This is a genomic window from Streptomyces sp. NBC_00569 (assembly GCF_036345255.1).
Classification (GTDB): domain Bacteria; phylum Actinomycetota; class Actinomycetes; order Streptomycetales; family Streptomycetaceae; genus Streptomyces.
On sequence record NZ_CP107783.1, the window covers coordinates 6,579,136 to 6,596,070 of the forward strand.

Here is a 16,935-nt window from a genome sequence, read left to right on the forward strand (position 1 = left end):
CGAGCGGCGAGCTCGGTTCGGTGGCCTCGATCCGGCCCGGATCCGGAGCACGCGTAGCACTGTTCTCGCTCATGGTGGCCCACTTCGGTAACTCGGTGCTTATGGACGGGGCCGGTCTGTCACTCTGTCCGTGTCGTCTGAGGCGTCTTCGCCCGAACTGCTCAGGAGCCGCACCGTGGGGTCCATTCCGCTGCAACGGGAGACCGCCTACGCCACCGACGAGCCCTCCCGTCCCCCGGGAGCACCGGCCGCCGTGCGAACCTCGCTGCCCGGAAACCCGCTGGCCCCCGCGGCCGCCCGCCGCTTCGTACGGGGCGCTCTCGCCGACTGGGCCGAGTTCGGCCTGACAGCCACGGCCGCCGGCGGCGACCGGCTCACCGACGACGCCGTGGTCGTACTCAGCGAACTCGTCACGAACGCAGTCGTCCACGCGGGCACCAATGTCGAGCTGCTGTGCCGTCTCGAAACCGGCCACCCCGACGACCTCGACGGAGGGTGCGCGCCCGCCGCCGCCCTCGTCATCGAGGTCTCCGACCACCACCCCGCCCGCGCCGTGCGCAGCGACCGCACCGACATGGGTCCCGACACCCCCGAGTGCGGGCGCGGCCTGCGCCTCGTGGCCTCCCTCTCCGACGCCTGGGGGATCACGTACCAGCCCGGCACCAAGACCGTCTGGGCCCGCCTCCCCGTCGACGGCGCCGAGCCGCGGGGCGGTGCCCCCGAGGCGTTCCCCGGCGCAAGAACCTTTCAGCGCGGGCTGCGCGCCGCCGACATACTGGCTCCCACGCCGCACCGCTACCCGCACGACCAGGACTGGGTCAACCGCGGAGCGCTGTCCTTCCTCGCCGAGGCGTCCGACCTGCTGGCGGGCCAGCTCGACGAGGACCAGGTCGCCTCGCTCGCCGGACAGATGCTGGTGCCGCGCCTCGCCGACTGGTGCGCCGTCTGGCTCGACGACGAGGACGGCAGGCCGGACCGGGGCGCCGCCGACCGGGCGGGCCGCGGCACCGGCGTCCTCGCCACGCCCCGCCTCGCCCGCGTCTGGCACACCAGCGAGAACCGCATGGAGGAGCTCCGCAAGATCCTGGAGAAGGACCCGCCGCAGCCCACCGACGCGGCGCGCAGCGCGGCCGTCCCCGTGCCGTGGCCCTTCGAGTCCCTCGGCGGCGACCCGGCCGGCGCCGCGCTCGCCTACCGCCTCAGCGCGGGCGGCCGCGCGGTGGGCACCCTCCTCATCGGACGGGCGGGTCTGACCCGCTTCCCCGACGAGGTCACCGGCCTCGTCGAGGACTTCGCCCGCCGCGTCGCCCTCGCCGTCAGCGCAGCCCGCCGCTACGCCCGCCAGGCCACCATCAGCCGCATCCTCCAGCGCGGCCTGCTGCCCTCCGCCGTCGCCCAGATCCCCGGCATCGAGTCCGCGCTCGTCTACGAGCCGCGCGACGCGGGCGGCCCGGGCGGCGACTTCTACGACGTGTTCCCCGCCGGTGACGGCCGCTGGTGCTTCGCGCTCGGCGACGTCCAGGGAAAGGGCCCGGAGGCGGCCGTCGTCATCGGCCTCGCCCGGCCCTGGCTGCGGCTGCTCGCCCGCGAGGGGTACCAGGTCGCCGAGGTCCTCGACCGCCTCAACCGGCTCCTCCTCGACGACGCCACGGAGGCGGCCGACGCCGCGGCCCGCGCGCTCGCCGCCGCGGGCGGTCAGGGCCTCACACCCGAGGGCGCGCCCCGCTTCCTCTCCCTGCTCTACGGGGAGCTGGTGCCCACCGAGCACGGGATGCGCTGCACCCTGGCCTCCGCCGGACACCCCCTGCCGCTCCTGCTGCGGCCCGACGGCCTGGTCGGGTCCGCCGCCGAACCCCAGGTGCTCCTCGGCGTCGTCGACGACCCCGGCTACACCAGCGAGAGTCTCGTGCTCCACGACGGCGACACCCTCCTGTGCGTCACGGACGGGGTGACGGAGCGCCGGGACGGGCACCGTCAGTTCGACGACGGCGACGGCCTTTCCCACGCCCTCGCGGGCTGCGCGGGCCTCACCGCGCCCCTGCTCGCCGAGCGGATCAGACGCCTGGTCCACGAGTTCTCCGAGAGCCCGCCGGACGACGACCTCGCTCTCCTGGTCCTCCAGGCCCGCTGACCCCCCGGAGCAGCGGCCGGCGGGACAACCTCACGGCTGCGGGACAATGGGTCCATGCCTTCCGCACTCCCCGACGGTGAGCCCGTCCCCGACGACGGCGCGCTGCCCGCCTCCGCCCTGGCCGGGGCGGCGGACCGGCCCCTCGGGTTCTATCTGCACGTCCCGTACTGCGCCACGCGCTGCGGCTACTGCGACTTCAACACGTACACCGCGACCGAGCTGCGCGGCTCCGGCGGTGTGCTCGCCTCCCGTGACAACTACGCGGACACCCTCGTCGACGAGGTCCGTCTCGCCCGCAAGGTCCTCGGCGACGACCCGCGCCAGGTGCGCACCGTCTTCGTCGGCGGCGGCACCCCGACGCTCCTCGCGGCGGACGACCTCGTACGGATGCTCGGGGCGATCCGCGACGAGTTCGGGCTCGCGCCCGACGCCGAGGTGACGACGGAGGCCAACCCCGAGTCCGTCGGCCCCGCCTACCTGGAGACCCTCCGCGAAGGCGGCTTCAACCGGATCTCCTTCGGCATGCAGAGCGCCAAGCAGCACGTCCTGAAGATCCTCGACCGCACCCACACCCCCGGCCGCCCCGAGGCCTGTGTCGCCGAGGCGCGCGCCGCCGGCTTCGACCACGTCAACCTCGACCTGATCTACGGCACCCCCGGCGAGAGCGACGACGACTGGCGGGCCTCGCTGGAGGCGGCCATCGGCGCCGGACCTGACCATGTGTCGGCGTACGCGCTGATCGTCGAGGAGGGCACCCAGCTCGCCCGGCGCATCCGCCGCGGCGAGGTCCCGATGACGGACGACGACGTCCACGCGGATCGCTACCTCATCGCGGACGAGGTCCTCGGCGGGGCGGGCTTCGACTGGTACGAGGTGTCGAACTGGGCCACCACCGACACCGGGCGCTGCCTGCACAACGAGCTGTACTGGCGCGGCGCCGACTGGTGGGGCGCGGGTCCCGGCGCGCACAGCCACGTCGGCGGGGTGCGCTGGTGGAACGTGAAGCACCCGGGCGCCTACGCCGGGCGCCTCGCGGAGGGGCGCTCGCCCGGCGCGGGGCGCGAGCTCCTGTCGGACGAGGACCGGCGCGTCGAGCGCATCCTGCTGGAGCTGCGCCTCCTGGAGGGCTGCCCCCTGTCGCTCCTGAAGCCTGCGGGCCGCGCCGCCGCCGGCCGGGCCCTGTCCGACGGCCTGCTCGAAGCGGCCCCGTACGAGGCCGGGCGCGCCGTCCTCACCCTGCGCGGCCGCCTCCTCGCCGACGCGGTCGTCCGCGACCTCGTCGACTGAGGCGCGCCTCCGGCGCTGCGAAGGCGTGCCTCCGGCGCTGCGAAGGCGTACCTCCGGCGCTGCGAAGGCGTGCCTCCGGCGCTGCGAAGGCGTGCCTCCGGCGCTGCGAAGACGCGCCTCCGGCACTCCTGGGACGGGCTCCCGGCAGTCCTAGGAGAGGTCCGCGGGCAGCGTCACGAAGTCGATCAACTCCTCGACCCTGCCCAGGAGTTCGGGCTCCAGATCGCGGTAGCTGTGCACCCGCGACAGGATGTGCTGCCAGGCCGCGCCGGTGTTCTCCGGCCAGCCGAGCGCCCGGCACACGCCCGTCTTCCAGTCCTGGCCGCGCGGCACCCGGGGCCACGCCCGGATGCCCACGGCCGAAGGCTTCACGGCCTCCCACACGTCGATGTAGGGGTGGCCGACGACCAGCGCGTGCTCGCCTGTGACCTGCGCCGCGATCCGTGACTCCTTCGAGCCGGGCACCAGATGGTCGACGAGGACGCCGAGCCGCGCGTCGGGCCCCGGGGCGAATTCGGCGACGATCGCGGGCAGGTCGTCGACGCCCTCCAGGTACTCCACGACCACGCCCTCGATGCGCAGGTCGTCGCCCCAGACCCGCTCCACCAGCTCCGCGTCGTGCCGGCCCTCCACATAGATGCGCCCGGCCCGCGCGACCTGAGCCCGCGCCCCGGGCACCGCGACCGACCCGGAGGCCGTGCGTGAGGGACGCACGGGCGCGGCGGACAGGGGGCGTACGAGGGTGACGACCCGGCCCTCGAGCAGGAAGCCGCGCGGGTCCATGGGGAACACCCGGTGCTTGCCGAAGCGGTCCTCCAGGGTCACCGTCGGGCCCTGGGCCGTCTTCTCGCAGCGGATGACGGCCCCACAGAACCCGGTCGTGACCTCCTCGACCACGAGATCCACGTCCGCCGCCACCTCGGGCGCGGCCTGCTGCTTCTTCCACGGCGGGGTGAAGTCGGGGGAGTACTGGCGCATGGTGCAGACGATAGGAGTGCGAACGGCCGTACGGTTACGACACGCCGAAACGCGCCGCCAGGGCGGCACGCTGCGCACGGACAAACTCCGCATTCACCGCGGCTCCGTGCCCGGGGACGTACACGGCATCTTCACCGCCCAGTTCCAGCAGCCGGTCCAGGGCGGCCGGCCAGCGGCCCGGCACCGCGTCACTGCCCGCCTGCGGCTCGCCCGACTCCTCGACCAGATCGCCGCAGAAAACGACCTCGGGCGTGCCCGGCACCAGGACCGCCAGGTCGTGCCCGCTGTGCGCCGGACCCACGTTCGCGAGCAGCACCTGGAGCCCGCCGCCCAGATCGAGCGTCCACTCCCCGCACACCCGGTGCTGCGGCACGACGAGCACGTCAGCGGCCTCGGCCGCCTCCTCGTGCGGCACGCCGTGCGCCACCGCGGACGCCCGCAGGTCGTCGCGGCCCCGCGTGAACACCGTGTCGATGCCCGCGGCGCCGTACACCTCGACACCGGCGAACGCCGCCGTGCCCAGAACATGGTCGAAGTGGGGGTGTGTCAGAGCGATATGCGTCACGCGCGCGTGCGGGCCCATGAGGCGCCGGGTGTCCGCCCGCAGCGCAGCACCCTCACGAAGTGATGAACCCGTGTCGACGAGCAACGCCGCCCCGTCGCCCACGACCAGGCCCGTCGTGCAGTCCCAGCCCGCCAGCCGGACCCGCCCCGCCCGAGCGGACAGCTCCTCCCAGCCCACCGCATTCCAGTCCAGGTCGTCCATGGGTCCGACGCTAGCGCCCTTGCCGGGCCCGTACCCACCGGCCGTACACTGACCCGGAGACCATTGGCACTCGGCCGCACCGAGTGCCAGCCGCGGACGACACAGCTGGAGGTGCGCGCGAATGCTCAGTGAACGCAGGCTCGAAGTGCTGCGCGCCATCGTCCAGGACTACGTGGGGACCGAGGAGCCGGTCGGCTCCAAGGCGCTCACCGAGCGGCACAGCCTCGGCGTCTCACCGGCGACGGTGCGCAACGACATGGCGGCGCTCGAGGAGGAGGGCTTCATCGCCCAGCCCCACACGAGCGCCGGGCGGATCCCGACCGACAAGGGCTACCGCCTGTTCGTGGACAAGCTGACGGCGGTCAAGCCGATGACGGGGCCCGAGCGCCGCGCCATCCAGAACTTCCTCGACGGCGCCGTCGACCTCGACGACGTCGTCGGCCGGACCGTGCGGCTGCTCGCGCAGCTGACGCGGCAGGTCGCCGTGGTGCAGTACCCGTCCCTGACGCGGTCCACCGTGCGCCACGTGGAACTGCTCTCGCTCGCCGCCGCCCGCCTGATGCTCGTACTGATCACGGACACGGGGCGGGTCGAGCAGCGGATGATCGACTGCCCGGCGCCGTTCGGCGAGACCTCTCTCGCCGATCTGCGGGCCCGGCTCAACAGCAGGGTCGCGGGACGCCGCTTCGCGGACGTGCCGCAGCTGGTGCAGGACCTGCCGGAGTCCTTCGACGCGGAGGACCGCGGCACGGTCGCGACGGTGCTCTCCACTTTGCTGGAGACGCTCGTCGAGGAGACCGAGGAGCGTCTGATGATCGGCGGTACCGCCAATCTCACGCGCTTCGGACATGACTTTCCCCTCACCATCAGGCCGGTTCTCGAGGCCCTTGAGGAGCAGGTCGTGCTCCTCAAGCTCCTTGGTGAGGTCAACGATTCGGGCATGGCCGTACGGATCGGTCATGAGAACGCCCATGAGGGACTCAGCTCAACCTCTGTGGTCTCGGTCGGCTACGGTTCGGGCAGCGAGGCAGTCGCCAAGCTCGGCGTGGTCGGACCGACCCGCATGGACTATCCGGGAACGATGGGAGCAGTACGCGCAGTGGCACGTTACGTCGGACAGATCCTGGCGGAGTCGTAAGTGGCCACGGACTACTACGCCGTACTCGGCGTGCGCCGCGACGCCTCCCAGGACGAGATCAAGAAGGCCTTCCGCAGGCTGGCCCGTGAGCTTCACCCGGACGTGAATCCGGACCCGAAGACACAGGAGCGGTTCAAGGAGATCAACGCCGCCTACGAGGTGTTGTCGGACCCGCAGAAGAAGCAGGTCTACGACCTCGGGGGCGACCCCCTCTCGCAGGCGGGCGGAGGCGGAGCCGGCGGCTTCGGCGCCGGTGGCTTCGGGAACTTCTCCGACATCATGGACGCGTTCTTCGGAACGGCGTCCCAGCGTGGTCCCCGGTCGCGCACGCGCCGCGGCCAGGACGCCATGATCCGGCTCGAGATCGAGCTGGACGAGGCCGCCTTCGGGACCACCAAGGACATCCAGGTCGACACGGCCATCGTCTGTACGACCTGCAGCGGCGAGGGTGCCGCGCCGGGCACGTCCGCGCAGACCTGTGACATGTGCCGCGGCCGCGGCGAGGTGTCCCAGGTCACGCGGTCCTTCCTGGGCCAGGTCATGACCTCGCGGCCGTGCCCGCAGTGTCAGGGTTTCGGCACGGTCGTGCCGACGCCGTGCCCGGAGTGCGCCGGCGACGGCCGCATCCGCTCGCGGCGCACGCTCACCGTGAAGATCCCGGCCGGTGTCGACAACGGCACGCGGATCCAGCTCGCGGGCGAGGGCGAGGTCGGCCCCGGCGGCGGCCCCGCCGGTGACCTGTACGTCGAGATCCACGAGCTGCCGCACCCCGTGTTCCAGCGGCGCGGCGACGATCTGCACTGCACCGTCACCATTCCGATGACGGCGGCGGCGCTCGGCACCAAGGTGCCGCTCGAGACGCTCGACGGCCTGGAGGAGATCGACATCCGGCCGGGCACGCAGTCCGGTCAGTCGGTCCCGCTGCACGGGCGCGGCATCACGCACCTGCGCGGCGGCGGTCGCGGCGACCTCATCGTGCACGTCGAGGTCCTCACGCCGACGAAGCTGGACCCCGAGCAGGAGCGGGTGCTGCGTGAGCTGTCGAAGCTGCGCGGCGAGGAACGTCCCACGGGGCAGTTCCAGCCCGGCCAGCAGGGGCTGTTCTCGCGGTTGAAGGATGCGTTCAACGGACGCTGACTGAGCCCGGCGTACGCAAGAAGCAGGGACCACGTCCCCCGCATCACGCGTGGCACATGCCACGCGGAAGGGCCGATTCGGTCCGATGCGGGGGACGTGGCACGATGCGGTCATGTCCCCCACGCTGACCGATCTCTGTCACTATCCGATCGTGCAGGCACCCATGGCGGGCGGTGCTTCCTGTCCGCAGCTCGCCGCCGCCGTGTCGGAGGCCGGCGGGCTCGGATTCCTCGCCGCCGGGTACAAGACCGCCGACGGGATGTACCAGGAGATCAAGCAGGTACGGGGGCTGACCGGCCAGCCGTTCGGCGTGAACCTCTTCATGCCGCAGCCCGAGTACGCGGACCCCGCGGCCGTCGCCGTCTACGGCAGCCAGCTCGCCGGTGAGGCGGCCTGGTACGAGACGCAGCTGGGCGACCCGGACAGCGGCCGCGACGACGGCTTCGACGCGAAGCTCGCGATCCTCCTCGACGACCCGGTACCGGTCGTCACCTTCACGTTCGGCTGCCCGGGCCGCGACGTCATCGACTCCCTCGCCCGCGTCGGCACCCTCACCGCCGTCACCGTGACCACCCCGGAGGAGGCGCAGGCCGCCCAGTGGGCCGGCGCCGACGCGGTGTGTGTCCAGGGCATCGAGGCGGGCGGCCACCAGGGCACGCACCGGGACAACCCGGAGGCCGACGGCTCCGGCATCGGACTCATCGCGCTTATCACCCAGGTCCGCGAGGCCGTGCAGATCCCGATCATCGCCACCGGCGGCCTCATGCGCGGCGGGCAGCTCGCCGCCGTGCTCGCCGCGGGCGCCGACGCCGGACAGTTCGGCACGGCCTTCCTGGTCTGCCCCGAGTCCGGCGCCAACCTGCTGCACAAGCAGGCCATGACCAACCCGCTGTTCGTGCGGACCGAGCTGACCCGGGCGTTCTCCGGGCGCCCGGCGCGCGGTCTCGTGAACCGGTTCATGCGCGAGCACGGCCCGTACGCGCCCGCCGCCTACCCGCAGATCCACCACATGACGTCGACGCTGCGCAAGGCCGCTGCCAAGGCCGGGGACCCGCAGGGGATGGCGCTGTGGGCGGGGCAGGGCCACCGGCTCGCCCGTGAGCTGCCCGCCGGCCAGCTCGTCGAGGTGCTCGCGGCCGAACTCGCCGAGGCGAGCGACGCGTTGGGCGCGCGGGGTGCCGCATGACGGCGCCGGTGTTCGTCGTCGACGAGGTGCCGTCCGACAAGACGTACGTGCTCGACGGGGCCGAGGGGCGGCACGCGGTCTCCGTGAAGCGGCTGCGGGCCGGTGAGGACGTCGTCCTGACCGACGGGCGCGGGCGCTGGACCGAGGCGGTCGTGGAGGCCGCCGAGGGCAAGGACCGGCTCGTCGTCACGGCGGGCCCCGTCCAGGAGGAGCCCGCGCAGGCTCCCCGGATCACCGTCGTCCAGGCCCTGCCCAAGGGCGACCGGGGCGAACTCGCCGTCGAGACCATGACGGAGACCGGTGTCGACGCGATCGTGCCGTGGCAGGCGGCCCGCTGCATCACGCAGTGGAAGGGCGACCGCGGCGCCAAGGCGCTCGGCAAGTGGCGGGCCACCGCGCGCGAGGCGGGCAAGCAGTCCCGCCGGGTGCGCTTCCCGGACGTCGCGGACGCCGCGACGACCAAGCAGGTGGCGGCACTTCTCGCCGGGGCGGACTTCGCGGCGGTCCTGCACGAGGACCGCGACTGCGACAGCGGCGCCCTCGCCACCGCCGAGCTGCCCACGGCCGGGGACATCGTCCTCGTGGTCGGCCCGGAGGGCGGCGTCTCGCCCGACGAGCTCGCCGCGTTCGCCGAGGCGGGCGCGCGTCCGTACCGGCTCGGGCGTAGCGTTCTGCGTACGTCGACCGCGGGGACCGCCGCGACGGCGCTGCTCCTCGGCCGCACCGGTCGCTGGTCCTGATCAGACCCCCAGGGGGACGCGTGGAACTCGCCCAGGTCAGACTTCTCGTCACCGACTTCCGTGCCTGTTACCGCTTCTACGCGGACGTGCTCGGCCTCAGGCCGCAGTCGGGGGCTCAGGACGGACCGTACGAGAAGTTCAGCCCCGTGGCGGGCTCCGCGGGCATCGCGCTCGAGGACCGGACGCTGATGGCGCGGGTCATCGGTGAGGTGGGGGACGCCCCGGACGGGTACCGCTCCCTCGTCGTGCTGCGGGTCGACGACCTGGACCGGTACTGCGAACAGATCGTCGCGCGCGGCGCCGAGATCCTCCAGGGCCCCGCGCCGATGACCGACCGGATGCGCGTCGCACACCTCAAGGACCCCGAGGGCAACATCGTGGAGCTCCAGGAGTGGCTGCTGATGGGCGGCTGAGCGCGCGGCGATCCTCGGTCCCGCAGGGCGCCGGAACAAGCCGTATCACCGCGGGCAAGTGACGAAAGCCCTGACCGGACGCGGTGCGCGTGCCTAGGGTGATCGAGTGATACGGACAGCGCACTCTGGATATCTCCGGTTCCCGCATCTGCACGGCGAGTTGGCCGCCTTCACCGCCGAGGACGACGTATGGGTCGCCCCTCTCGACGGCGGGCGCGCCTGGCGCGTCAGCGCCGACAACGTCCCCGTCAGCCACCCCCGGATCTCGCCCGACGGCACCACCGTCGCCTGGACGTCCACCCGCGACGGCGCCCCCGAGGTGCACATCGCCCCGGTCGACGGCGGACCCTCGAAACGCCTTACGTACTGGGGCAGTTCGAGGACGACGGTGCGCGGCTGGACCCCCGACGGGCAGGTCCTCGCGCTCAGCACCCAGGGCCAGGCGTCCCTGCGCCGCAGCTGGGCGAGGGCCGTACCCCTCGACGGCGGACCCGCCACCACGCTCCCGTACGGGCCCGTGGGCGACGTCGTGACCGGGTCCGGCGGGCAGGTCGTCCTGCTGTCCGCGCCGATGGGCCGCGAGGCCGCCTGGTGGAAGCGCTACCGGGGCGGCACCGCGGGGAAGCTGTGGATCGACCGGGCGGGCGACGGCGAGTTCGTCCGCCTCCACGAGGAGCTCGACGGGAACATCGAGTACCCGATGTGGGTGGGTGACCGGGTCGCCTTCCTGTCCGACCACGAAGGTGTCGGCGCCCTGTACTCGTCTCTCGCGGACGGCAGTTCACTGCGCCGGCACACGCCGCTCGACGGCTTCTACGCCCGGCACGCGTCGAGTGACGGCACCCGCGTCGTGTACGCGTCGGCCGGCGAACTGTGGATCGTGGACGCCCTCGACGGCGCGGAGGACGCCGCGCCGCGCCGCCTGGACGTCCGCCTCGGCGGGCAGCGCGTCGACCTCCAGCCCCACCCCGTCAGCGCCGCCCGCTGGTTCGGCGCGGCGGCACCCGACCACACCGCTCGCGGCAGCGCCGTCGCGGTGCGCGGCGCGGTCCACTGGGTCACCCACCGCTCCGGGCCCGCCCGCGCGCTGGCCGCCCGGCCCGGCGAACGGGCCCGCCTCCCGCGCACCTTCCGCGTCGAGGGCGAGGAACACGTGGTGTGGGTGACGGACGCCGAGGGCGACGACGCCCTGGAGTTCGCGCCCGCCACCGGCATCGCGCCCGGCGCCACCCCGCGCAGGCTCGCCGCCGGGCGGCTCGGCCGCGTACTGAACCTCGCGATGGCGCCCGACGGCAGCCGCGCCGCCGTCGCCTCGCACGACGGGCGTGTGCTGCTCGTCGAGCGCGAGAGCGGCGAGGTCAGGGAGGTCGACCGCAGCGAGGACGGGGACGTGACGGGTCTCGTCTTCTCGCCGGACTCGGCGTGGCTCGCCTGGTCGCACCCCGGCCCCTCGCCCCTGCGCCACCTCAAGCTCGCCAACACCGCGGACCTGTCGGTGACGGAGGCGACGCCGCTGCGGTTCCGGGACTACGCGCCCGCGTTCACCCTCGACGGCAAACACCTCGCGTTCCTCTCCGCGCGTTCCTTCGACCCGGTCTACGACGAGCACGTCTTCGACCTCGCGTTCGTCGGGGGCTCGCGGCCCCACCTGATCACGCTCGCCGCGGCGACGCCGTCCCCGTTCGGCCCGCAGCGACACGGCCGTCCCTTCGACACCCCGGACAGCCCCGCCGCCGAGACCCCCGACAGCGAAGGCACCCCCACCACTCGTATCGACCTCGAAGGGCTCGCCGACCGCATCGTCGCGTTCCCGGTCGAGGCGGCCCGCTACACGACCCTGCGGGCCGCCAAGGACGGTGTCCTGTGGCTGCGGCACCCGCTCCAGGGCGTACTCGGCGCGTCCCGTGCCACCCCGGACGACCCCGACCCCAAGAGCGAGCTCGAACGCTACGACCTCGCCCAGCAGCGCATCGAGCACCTCGCCTCCGACGCCGACCACCTGGCCGTCAGCGGCGACGGCAAGCGCGTCCTGCTGTGGACCGACGGCAAACTGAAGGTCGTACCGAGCGACCGGCGCGCCTCCTCCGACGACGACAGCGACACCAACATCACCGTCGACCTGAGCCGGGTCCGCCAGGACGTCGACCCGGTCGCCGAGTGGCGGCAGATGTACGACGAGGCGGGCCGCCTCATGCGGGACAACTTCTGGCGCGCGGACATGGACGGCGTCGACTGGGACGGTGTCCAGGAGCGCTACCGGCCCGTCCTCGACCGCGTCGCCACCCACGACGACCTCGTCGATCTCCTGTGGGAGGTCCAGGGGGAACTCGGCACCTCCCACGCCTACGTCACACCGAGCGGCGGCTGGAGCGGCGGCGACCGGCGGCAGGGCCTCCTCGGCGCCGACATCTCCCGTCACGAGGACGGAAGTTGGCGCATCGACCGCGTCCTGCCCACCGAGACGTCCGACCCGCGCGCCCACGCGCCGCTCGCCGCGCCCGGGGTGGCCGTGCGCGCGGGTGACGCGATCATCGCGGTGGCCGGACGCCCCGTCGATCCCGTCACCGGTCCCGGACCGCTCCTGGTCGGGACGGCGGGCAAGCCCGTCGAGCTGACCGTCTCCCCGGCCGGCGGCGGCGACCCGCGCCACGCGGTCGTCGTCCCCGTCGCCGACGAGGAGCCGCTGCGCTACCACGCCTGGGTCGCCGACCGCCGCGCCCACGTCCACGCGTTGTCGGGCGGCCGACTCGGCTATCTCCACGTGCCCGACATGCAGGCTCCCGGCTGGGCCCAGATCCACCGCGACCTGCGGGTCGAGGTGGCGCGCGACGGACTCGTCGTCGACGTGCGCGAGAACCGCGGCGGACACACCTCGCAGCTCGTCGTCGAGAAGCTGGCCCGCCGGGTCGTCGGCTGGGACCTGCCGCGCGGCTCCCGCCCCTTCAGCTACCCGATGGACGCGCCCCGCGGCCCCGTGGTGGCCGTCGCCAACGAGTTCTCCGGTTCCGACGGCGACATCGTCAACGCGGCGATCAAGGCGCTCGGGATCGGCCCCGTGGTCGGCGTACGCACCTGGGGCGGCGTCATCGGCATCGACAGCCGCTACCGGCTCGTCGACGGCACGTTGGTGACGCAGCCGAAGTACGCGACCTGGCTGGACGGCTACGAGTGGGGACTGGAGAACCACGGCGTCGACCCCGACGTCGAAGTGGTCGCCGCCCCGCAGGACCACGCGGCCGGGCGCGACCCGCAGCTCGACGAGGCCGTGCGCATCGCCCTCGCGGCGCTCGCCGAGAACCCGGCGCGGACGGCACCCGAACTCCCGGAGCCGCGCGGGCGGACGCAGGGCCTGTCGTAGGAGGCAGACGTCGCGGGCGGCGGCGGGCCGGATAGCATGCGCGGCGTAGTGACCGGACGGTGTGAGGAGACGTGATCGTGGCCGGAGAGCCGCAGGCCGACTGCCTGTTCTGCAAGATCGTCGCGGGGGAGGTCCCGGCCACACTGGTACGGGAGACCGAGACCACTGTCGCCTTCCGGGACATCAACCCGCAGGCGCCGACCCACATCCTCGTCATCCCGCGCGTCCACCACCGCGACGCCGCGACCCTCGCCGCCGCCGAGCCGCAGATCGCCGCCGACGTGCTGCGGGAGACGGCCGAGGTCGCCGCCGAGGAGAAGCTCGGCAGCTACCGCGTCGTGTTCAACACCGGCAGCGGCGCGGGCCAGACCGTCTTCCACGCCCACGCCCATGTCCTCGGGGGCCGCGGTCTCCAGTGGCCCCCCGGCTAGCGGGCGCCGGGCAACGCGCCGTGTCCGCACGGGAATTGGTGGTGCTCGGCACCGCGAGCCAGGTGCCGACGAGGCACCGCAACCACAACGGCTACCTGCTGCGCTGGGACGGGGAGGGCATCCTCTTCGATCCCGGCGAGGGCACGCAGCGCCAGATGCTGCGGGCCGGCGTCGCCGCGCACGACCTCGACCGGCTGTGCGTCACCCACTTCCACGGCGACCACTCCCTCGGCCTCGCCGGGGTCATCCAGCGCATCAACCTGGACCGGGTGCCGCACCCCGTCACCGCGCACTACCCGCGCTCGGGGCAGCGTTTCTTCGACCGGCTGCGGTACGCCACCGCGTACCGCGAGAGCGTCGCGCTCGCCGAGGAGCCGGTGGGCGGCGAGGGCGGCGTCCTCGCCGAGACGCCGTCGTACACGCTGGACGCGCGCCGCCTCTCCCACCCCGTCGAGTCCTACGGCTACCGCCTCGTGGAGCCCGACGGGCGACGCATGCTGCCCGGACGGCTCGCCGAACACGGCATCTCCGGGCCCGACGTGGGGATCCTCCAGCGCGAGGGGTCCCTGCGCGGCGTCACCCTCGACGACGTGAGCGAGCTGCGGCGCGGGCAGCGGTTCGCGTTCGTCATGGACACCCGGCTCTGCGACGGGGTGAACGAGCTCGCCGAGGGGTGCGATCTGCTCGTCATCGAGTCGACCTTCCTCGACGGCGACCATCAACTGGCTTCAGACCACGGCCACTTGACCGCCGGGCAGGCCGCGCGCGTCGCGGCCGAGGGCGGGGTGCGGCATCTCGTGCTCACGCACTTCAGTCAGCGCTACTCCGACCCCGACGAGTTCGAGCGCCAGGCCCGCGCCGCCGGCTTCACCGGAGAGCTGACGGTGGCACGCGACCTGGACCGGGTCCAGGTGCCCAAACGCATCTAATACCGGGCGTACCATGCTCTGATGTCCCTCGCCTCGCTCCCCAAAGCCGAACTCCACCTGCACATCGAAGGCACCCTCGAACCCGAGCTCGCCTTCGAGCTCGCGGCCCGCAACGGCGTCGACCTGCCGTTCGCCGACACCGAGGCCCTCCGCAAGGCCTACCTCTTCGAAGACCTGCAGTCCTTCCTCGACCTGTACTACGGCCTGATGGCGGTCCTGCGGACCGAGGAGGACTTCGAGCAGCTCGCCGACGCCTATCTCGTGCGCGCCGCCGAGCAGGGCGTGCGGCACGCCGAGATCTTCTTCGACCCGCAGGCCCACACCGCCCGCGGCGTGCCGATCGGGACCGTCGTCGAGGGCCTGAGCGCCGCCCTGTCGAAGAGTGTGGAGCGCCACGGCGTCTCCACCCGGCTCATCATGTGCTTCCTGCGCGACCGGTCCGCCGAGTCGGCGATGCAGACCCTGGAGTCCGCGAAGCCCTACCTCGACCGGATCGTGGGCGTCGGCCTCGACTCCGCCGAGGTCGGCAACCCCGCCTCCAAGTTCCGTGAGGTGTACGAGGCCGCGGGCGCGCTCGGGCTGCGCAAGGTCGCCCACGCGGGCGAGGAGGGCGACCCCTCGTACGTGTGGGAGGCGCTCGACGTGCTCGGCGTCGAGCGCATCGACCACGGGCTGCGCTGCGTCGAGGACCCGGCGCTCGTCGAGCGGCTCGTGCGGGACCGGGTGCCCCTGACGCTGTGTCCGCTGTCGAACGTGCGGCTGCGCGCCATCGACGTACTGGAGGACCACCCGCTGCCGCGGATGATGGACGCCGGTCTGCTCTGCACGGTGAACTCCGACGACCCGTCCTACTTCGGCGGGTACGTCGGAGACACCTTCCACGCGGTCCACGAGGCGCTCGCGCTCGACCACGAGCGGCTGCGCGAGCTCGCCCGCAACTCGTTCGTCGCGTCGTTCCTCGACGACGACGAGGAGCTGCGCTCGCGCTACCTCGCCGAGGTCGACGCGTTCGCGTTCGACGACTGACCGAGTCCCGCCGAACCGCCCCGCGGTCCCGCCGTGGAGAACTCCTCCTGCGTCGGGGCCGGTTGGGGCGTGCTCACCGTGATCTCCACGACGGGCTGCTCCGGCGCGCCCATCTGCGGGACCGCGCCCGCCGGGGCGCCCGTCACGCCGGCCACCAGGGCGGCGGGGGCGCCGCCCCGCCTGCGGACCGTGCCGGGCCGCAGCAGCGGGCTGCCGCTCGTGTGCAGCGCCACCGCCGTGAGCGGCAGCGCCAGGACGAGCAGCGCCACGGCGAGCGTCGTGCCCATCGCCGGATAGCCCGCCGTCTGCGAGAGGACGCTGCCGGTGAGCGGCCCGCAGGCCGTGCCGAGCGACGCCGCCGAGCCGACGAGGACCGCCCAGCGGCCGCGCGGGTCCAGGGACGCGGCCAGGCCGATCAGATACGACAGGACGACCGGGTACAGCGTGTTCCACGCGATCTCACCGGTCGCGAACGACGTGAGGTCGTCCGCGCGGGCGCTCACCACGATGCAGCACGCGATCAGTGCCGTGCCCGCGCCGATCGGGGCGGCGCGGCCGAGCCTGGACCCGAGCGCTCCCGCGCCGAGGACGCCCACGAGCGCCGTGCCGAGCGCCACCGCGAAGACCGCGCCGACGGTGATCTCCGTCAGGCCCGCCTGGTCCGTGCCGATGCGGCTGCTGACGCCCCACAGGGAGTTCTGCGCCATCGACCAGCAGAGCATCGCCGCGGCGAGGACCAGACCCGAGCGGCGGAAGGGGAGAGGGCCGGCGGCCCTGGGCTGCCCGGCCGGGGTGGGGAGTTGGGCGGTGCCGCTCTCCAGACCGGAGGTCGCCGGCCACGTCGCCAGCGCCGTCAGCGCGATCGCCGCGAACGGCAGCGCGTGCCCGGTGCCCAGATGCGGCATCGTCAGATACAGCGCGCCCGCCAGCGCCGAGACACTGAGCAGGCCCAGCGTCGACGCCCGGTGCGGGTCGCGCTGCCCGGCGATTCCCGTCGCGGCGACCGTCGTCGCGGTGCCCGAGCCGAAGCCTCCGGCCATCGCGCCGATGACCACCAGCGGTACGAAGGACGTCGCCGCGGCGGCGCTGTATCCCAGTGCCGCGAGCAGCAGGCCCGCTCTCGCGAGGGTGCGGGGGCCCACGCGGTCCACACGGCCGGCGAAGGTGAAGCCCGCCGCGGCCGAACTCATCAGCAGCGCACTGCCGATGAGGCCCGCCTGCGCCGGGGGGAGATGGAGGCTGTCGCCGAGGCGGCCCACGACGGTGGGCAGCAGATACGGGGCCAGATAACCGGCCGTGAAGAGAGCGACAAGGGGCCGGGGGGTGCGGCGGGACACGGGCGTTCCAAGGCGTGGCGGTGTACGGGGATCAGGGCATGCGGAATTGCGGGGATGCCTGAACAGGCAAGGGGATTG

14 protein-coding genes are annotated in these 16,935 nt (G+C 73.4%); 11 read left to right on the forward strand and 3 right to left on the reverse strand.

All coding sequences use genetic code 11. The features are described from left to right. Positions 1-175 precede the first annotated feature (175 nt). Complete coding sequence (locus OHO83_RS29580; RefSeq protein WP_330279980.1) at positions 176-2,131, forward strand: SpoIIE family protein phosphatase; 1,956 nt, start codon at positions 176-178, stop codon at positions 2,129-2,131. Between the two features lie 54 nt (positions 2,132-2,185). Further along, a complete protein-coding gene (hemW, locus tag OHO83_RS29585; RefSeq protein WP_266670429.1) occupies positions 2,186-3,418 on the forward strand; it encodes a radical SAM family heme chaperone HemW in 1,233 nt (410 codons plus the stop codon). A gap of 150 nt (positions 3,419-3,568) precedes the next feature. Here the strand turns inward: hemW and OHO83_RS29590 are convergent, their stop codons facing one another. Together OHO83_RS29590 and OHO83_RS29595 are read right to left on the reverse strand one after the other, a co-directional pair. Further along, a complete protein-coding gene (locus OHO83_RS29590) occupies positions 3,569-4,396 on the reverse strand; it encodes a DUF3097 domain-containing protein (protein ID WP_330279981.1) in 828 nt (275 codons plus the stop codon). A gap of 34 nt (positions 4,397-4,430) precedes the next feature. After that, on the reverse strand, positions 4,431-5,162 hold the full coding sequence (locus tag OHO83_RS29595) for an MBL fold metallo-hydrolase (protein WP_266670427.1): 732 nt from the start codon (positions 5,160-5,162) through the stop codon (positions 4,431-4,433). A gap of 121 nt (positions 5,163-5,283) precedes the next feature. Between OHO83_RS29595 and hrcA the strand changes: the two genes are divergently transcribed. The 9 genes from hrcA to OHO83_RS29640 all read left to right on the forward strand — a co-directional run bounded on the left by hrcA (position 5,284) and on the right by OHO83_RS29640 (position 15,520). Continuing rightward, positions 5,284-6,300 (forward strand): heat-inducible transcriptional repressor HrcA, encoded by a 1,017-nt coding sequence (gene hrcA / locus OHO83_RS29600; RefSeq protein WP_266564353.1) that lies wholly within the window; start codon positions 5,284-5,286, stop codon positions 6,298-6,300. Continuing rightward, the gene (dnaJ, locus tag OHO83_RS29605) at positions 6,301-7,437 is read left to right on the forward strand and encodes a molecular chaperone DnaJ (protein WP_266670426.1); all 1,137 of its coding nucleotides are present in this window, start codon (positions 6,301-6,303) and stop codon (positions 7,435-7,437) included. It begins immediately after the preceding gene. Between the two features lie 112 nt (positions 7,438-7,549). Then, positions 7,550-8,623, forward strand: coding sequence for a nitronate monooxygenase (locus OHO83_RS29610; RefSeq protein ID WP_266670425.1), 1,074 nt, complete (start codon positions 7,550-7,552; stop codon positions 8,621-8,623). After that, on the forward strand, positions 8,620-9,363 hold the full coding sequence (locus OHO83_RS29615; RefSeq protein ID WP_266670424.1) for a 16S rRNA (uracil(1498)-N(3))-methyltransferase: 744 nt from the start codon (positions 8,620-8,622) through the stop codon (positions 9,361-9,363). The genes OHO83_RS29610 and OHO83_RS29615 overlap by 4 nt, the downstream gene beginning before the upstream one ends. Before the next feature lie 20 nt (positions 9,364-9,383). Continuing rightward, a complete protein-coding gene (locus tag OHO83_RS29620) occupies positions 9,384-9,776 on the forward strand; it encodes a VOC family protein (protein ID WP_330279982.1) in 393 nt (130 codons plus the stop codon). A gap of 106 nt (positions 9,777-9,882) precedes the next feature. Then, a complete protein-coding gene (locus OHO83_RS29625) occupies positions 9,883-13,134 on the forward strand; it encodes a S41 family peptidase (RefSeq protein WP_266670421.1) in 3,252 nt (1,083 codons plus the stop codon). 77 nt (positions 13,135-13,211) lie between these two features. Continuing rightward, positions 13,212-13,565, forward strand: coding sequence for a histidine triad nucleotide-binding protein (locus tag OHO83_RS29630; RefSeq protein WP_266670420.1), 354 nt, complete (start codon positions 13,212-13,214; stop codon positions 13,563-13,565). Between the two features lie 20 nt (positions 13,566-13,585). Beyond that, on the forward strand, positions 13,586-14,494 hold the full coding sequence (locus OHO83_RS29635) for a ribonuclease Z (protein WP_266670419.1): 909 nt from the start codon (positions 13,586-13,588) through the stop codon (positions 14,492-14,494). Between the two features lie 21 nt (positions 14,495-14,515). Continuing rightward, the gene (locus OHO83_RS29640; RefSeq protein ID WP_266670418.1) at positions 14,516-15,520 is read left to right on the forward strand and encodes an adenosine deaminase; all 1,005 of its coding nucleotides are present in this window, start codon (positions 14,516-14,518) and stop codon (positions 15,518-15,520) included. On the opposite strand, the gene OHO83_RS29645 is transcribed toward OHO83_RS29640, so the two are convergent. Then, positions 15,481-16,857: an MFS transporter gene (locus tag OHO83_RS29645; RefSeq protein ID WP_330279983.1), complete on the reverse strand. Its 1,377-nt coding sequence runs from the start codon at positions 16,855-16,857 to the stop codon at positions 15,481-15,483. The genes OHO83_RS29640 and OHO83_RS29645 overlap by 40 nt on opposite strands. Between the last annotated feature and the right edge of the window lie 78 nt (positions 16,858-16,935).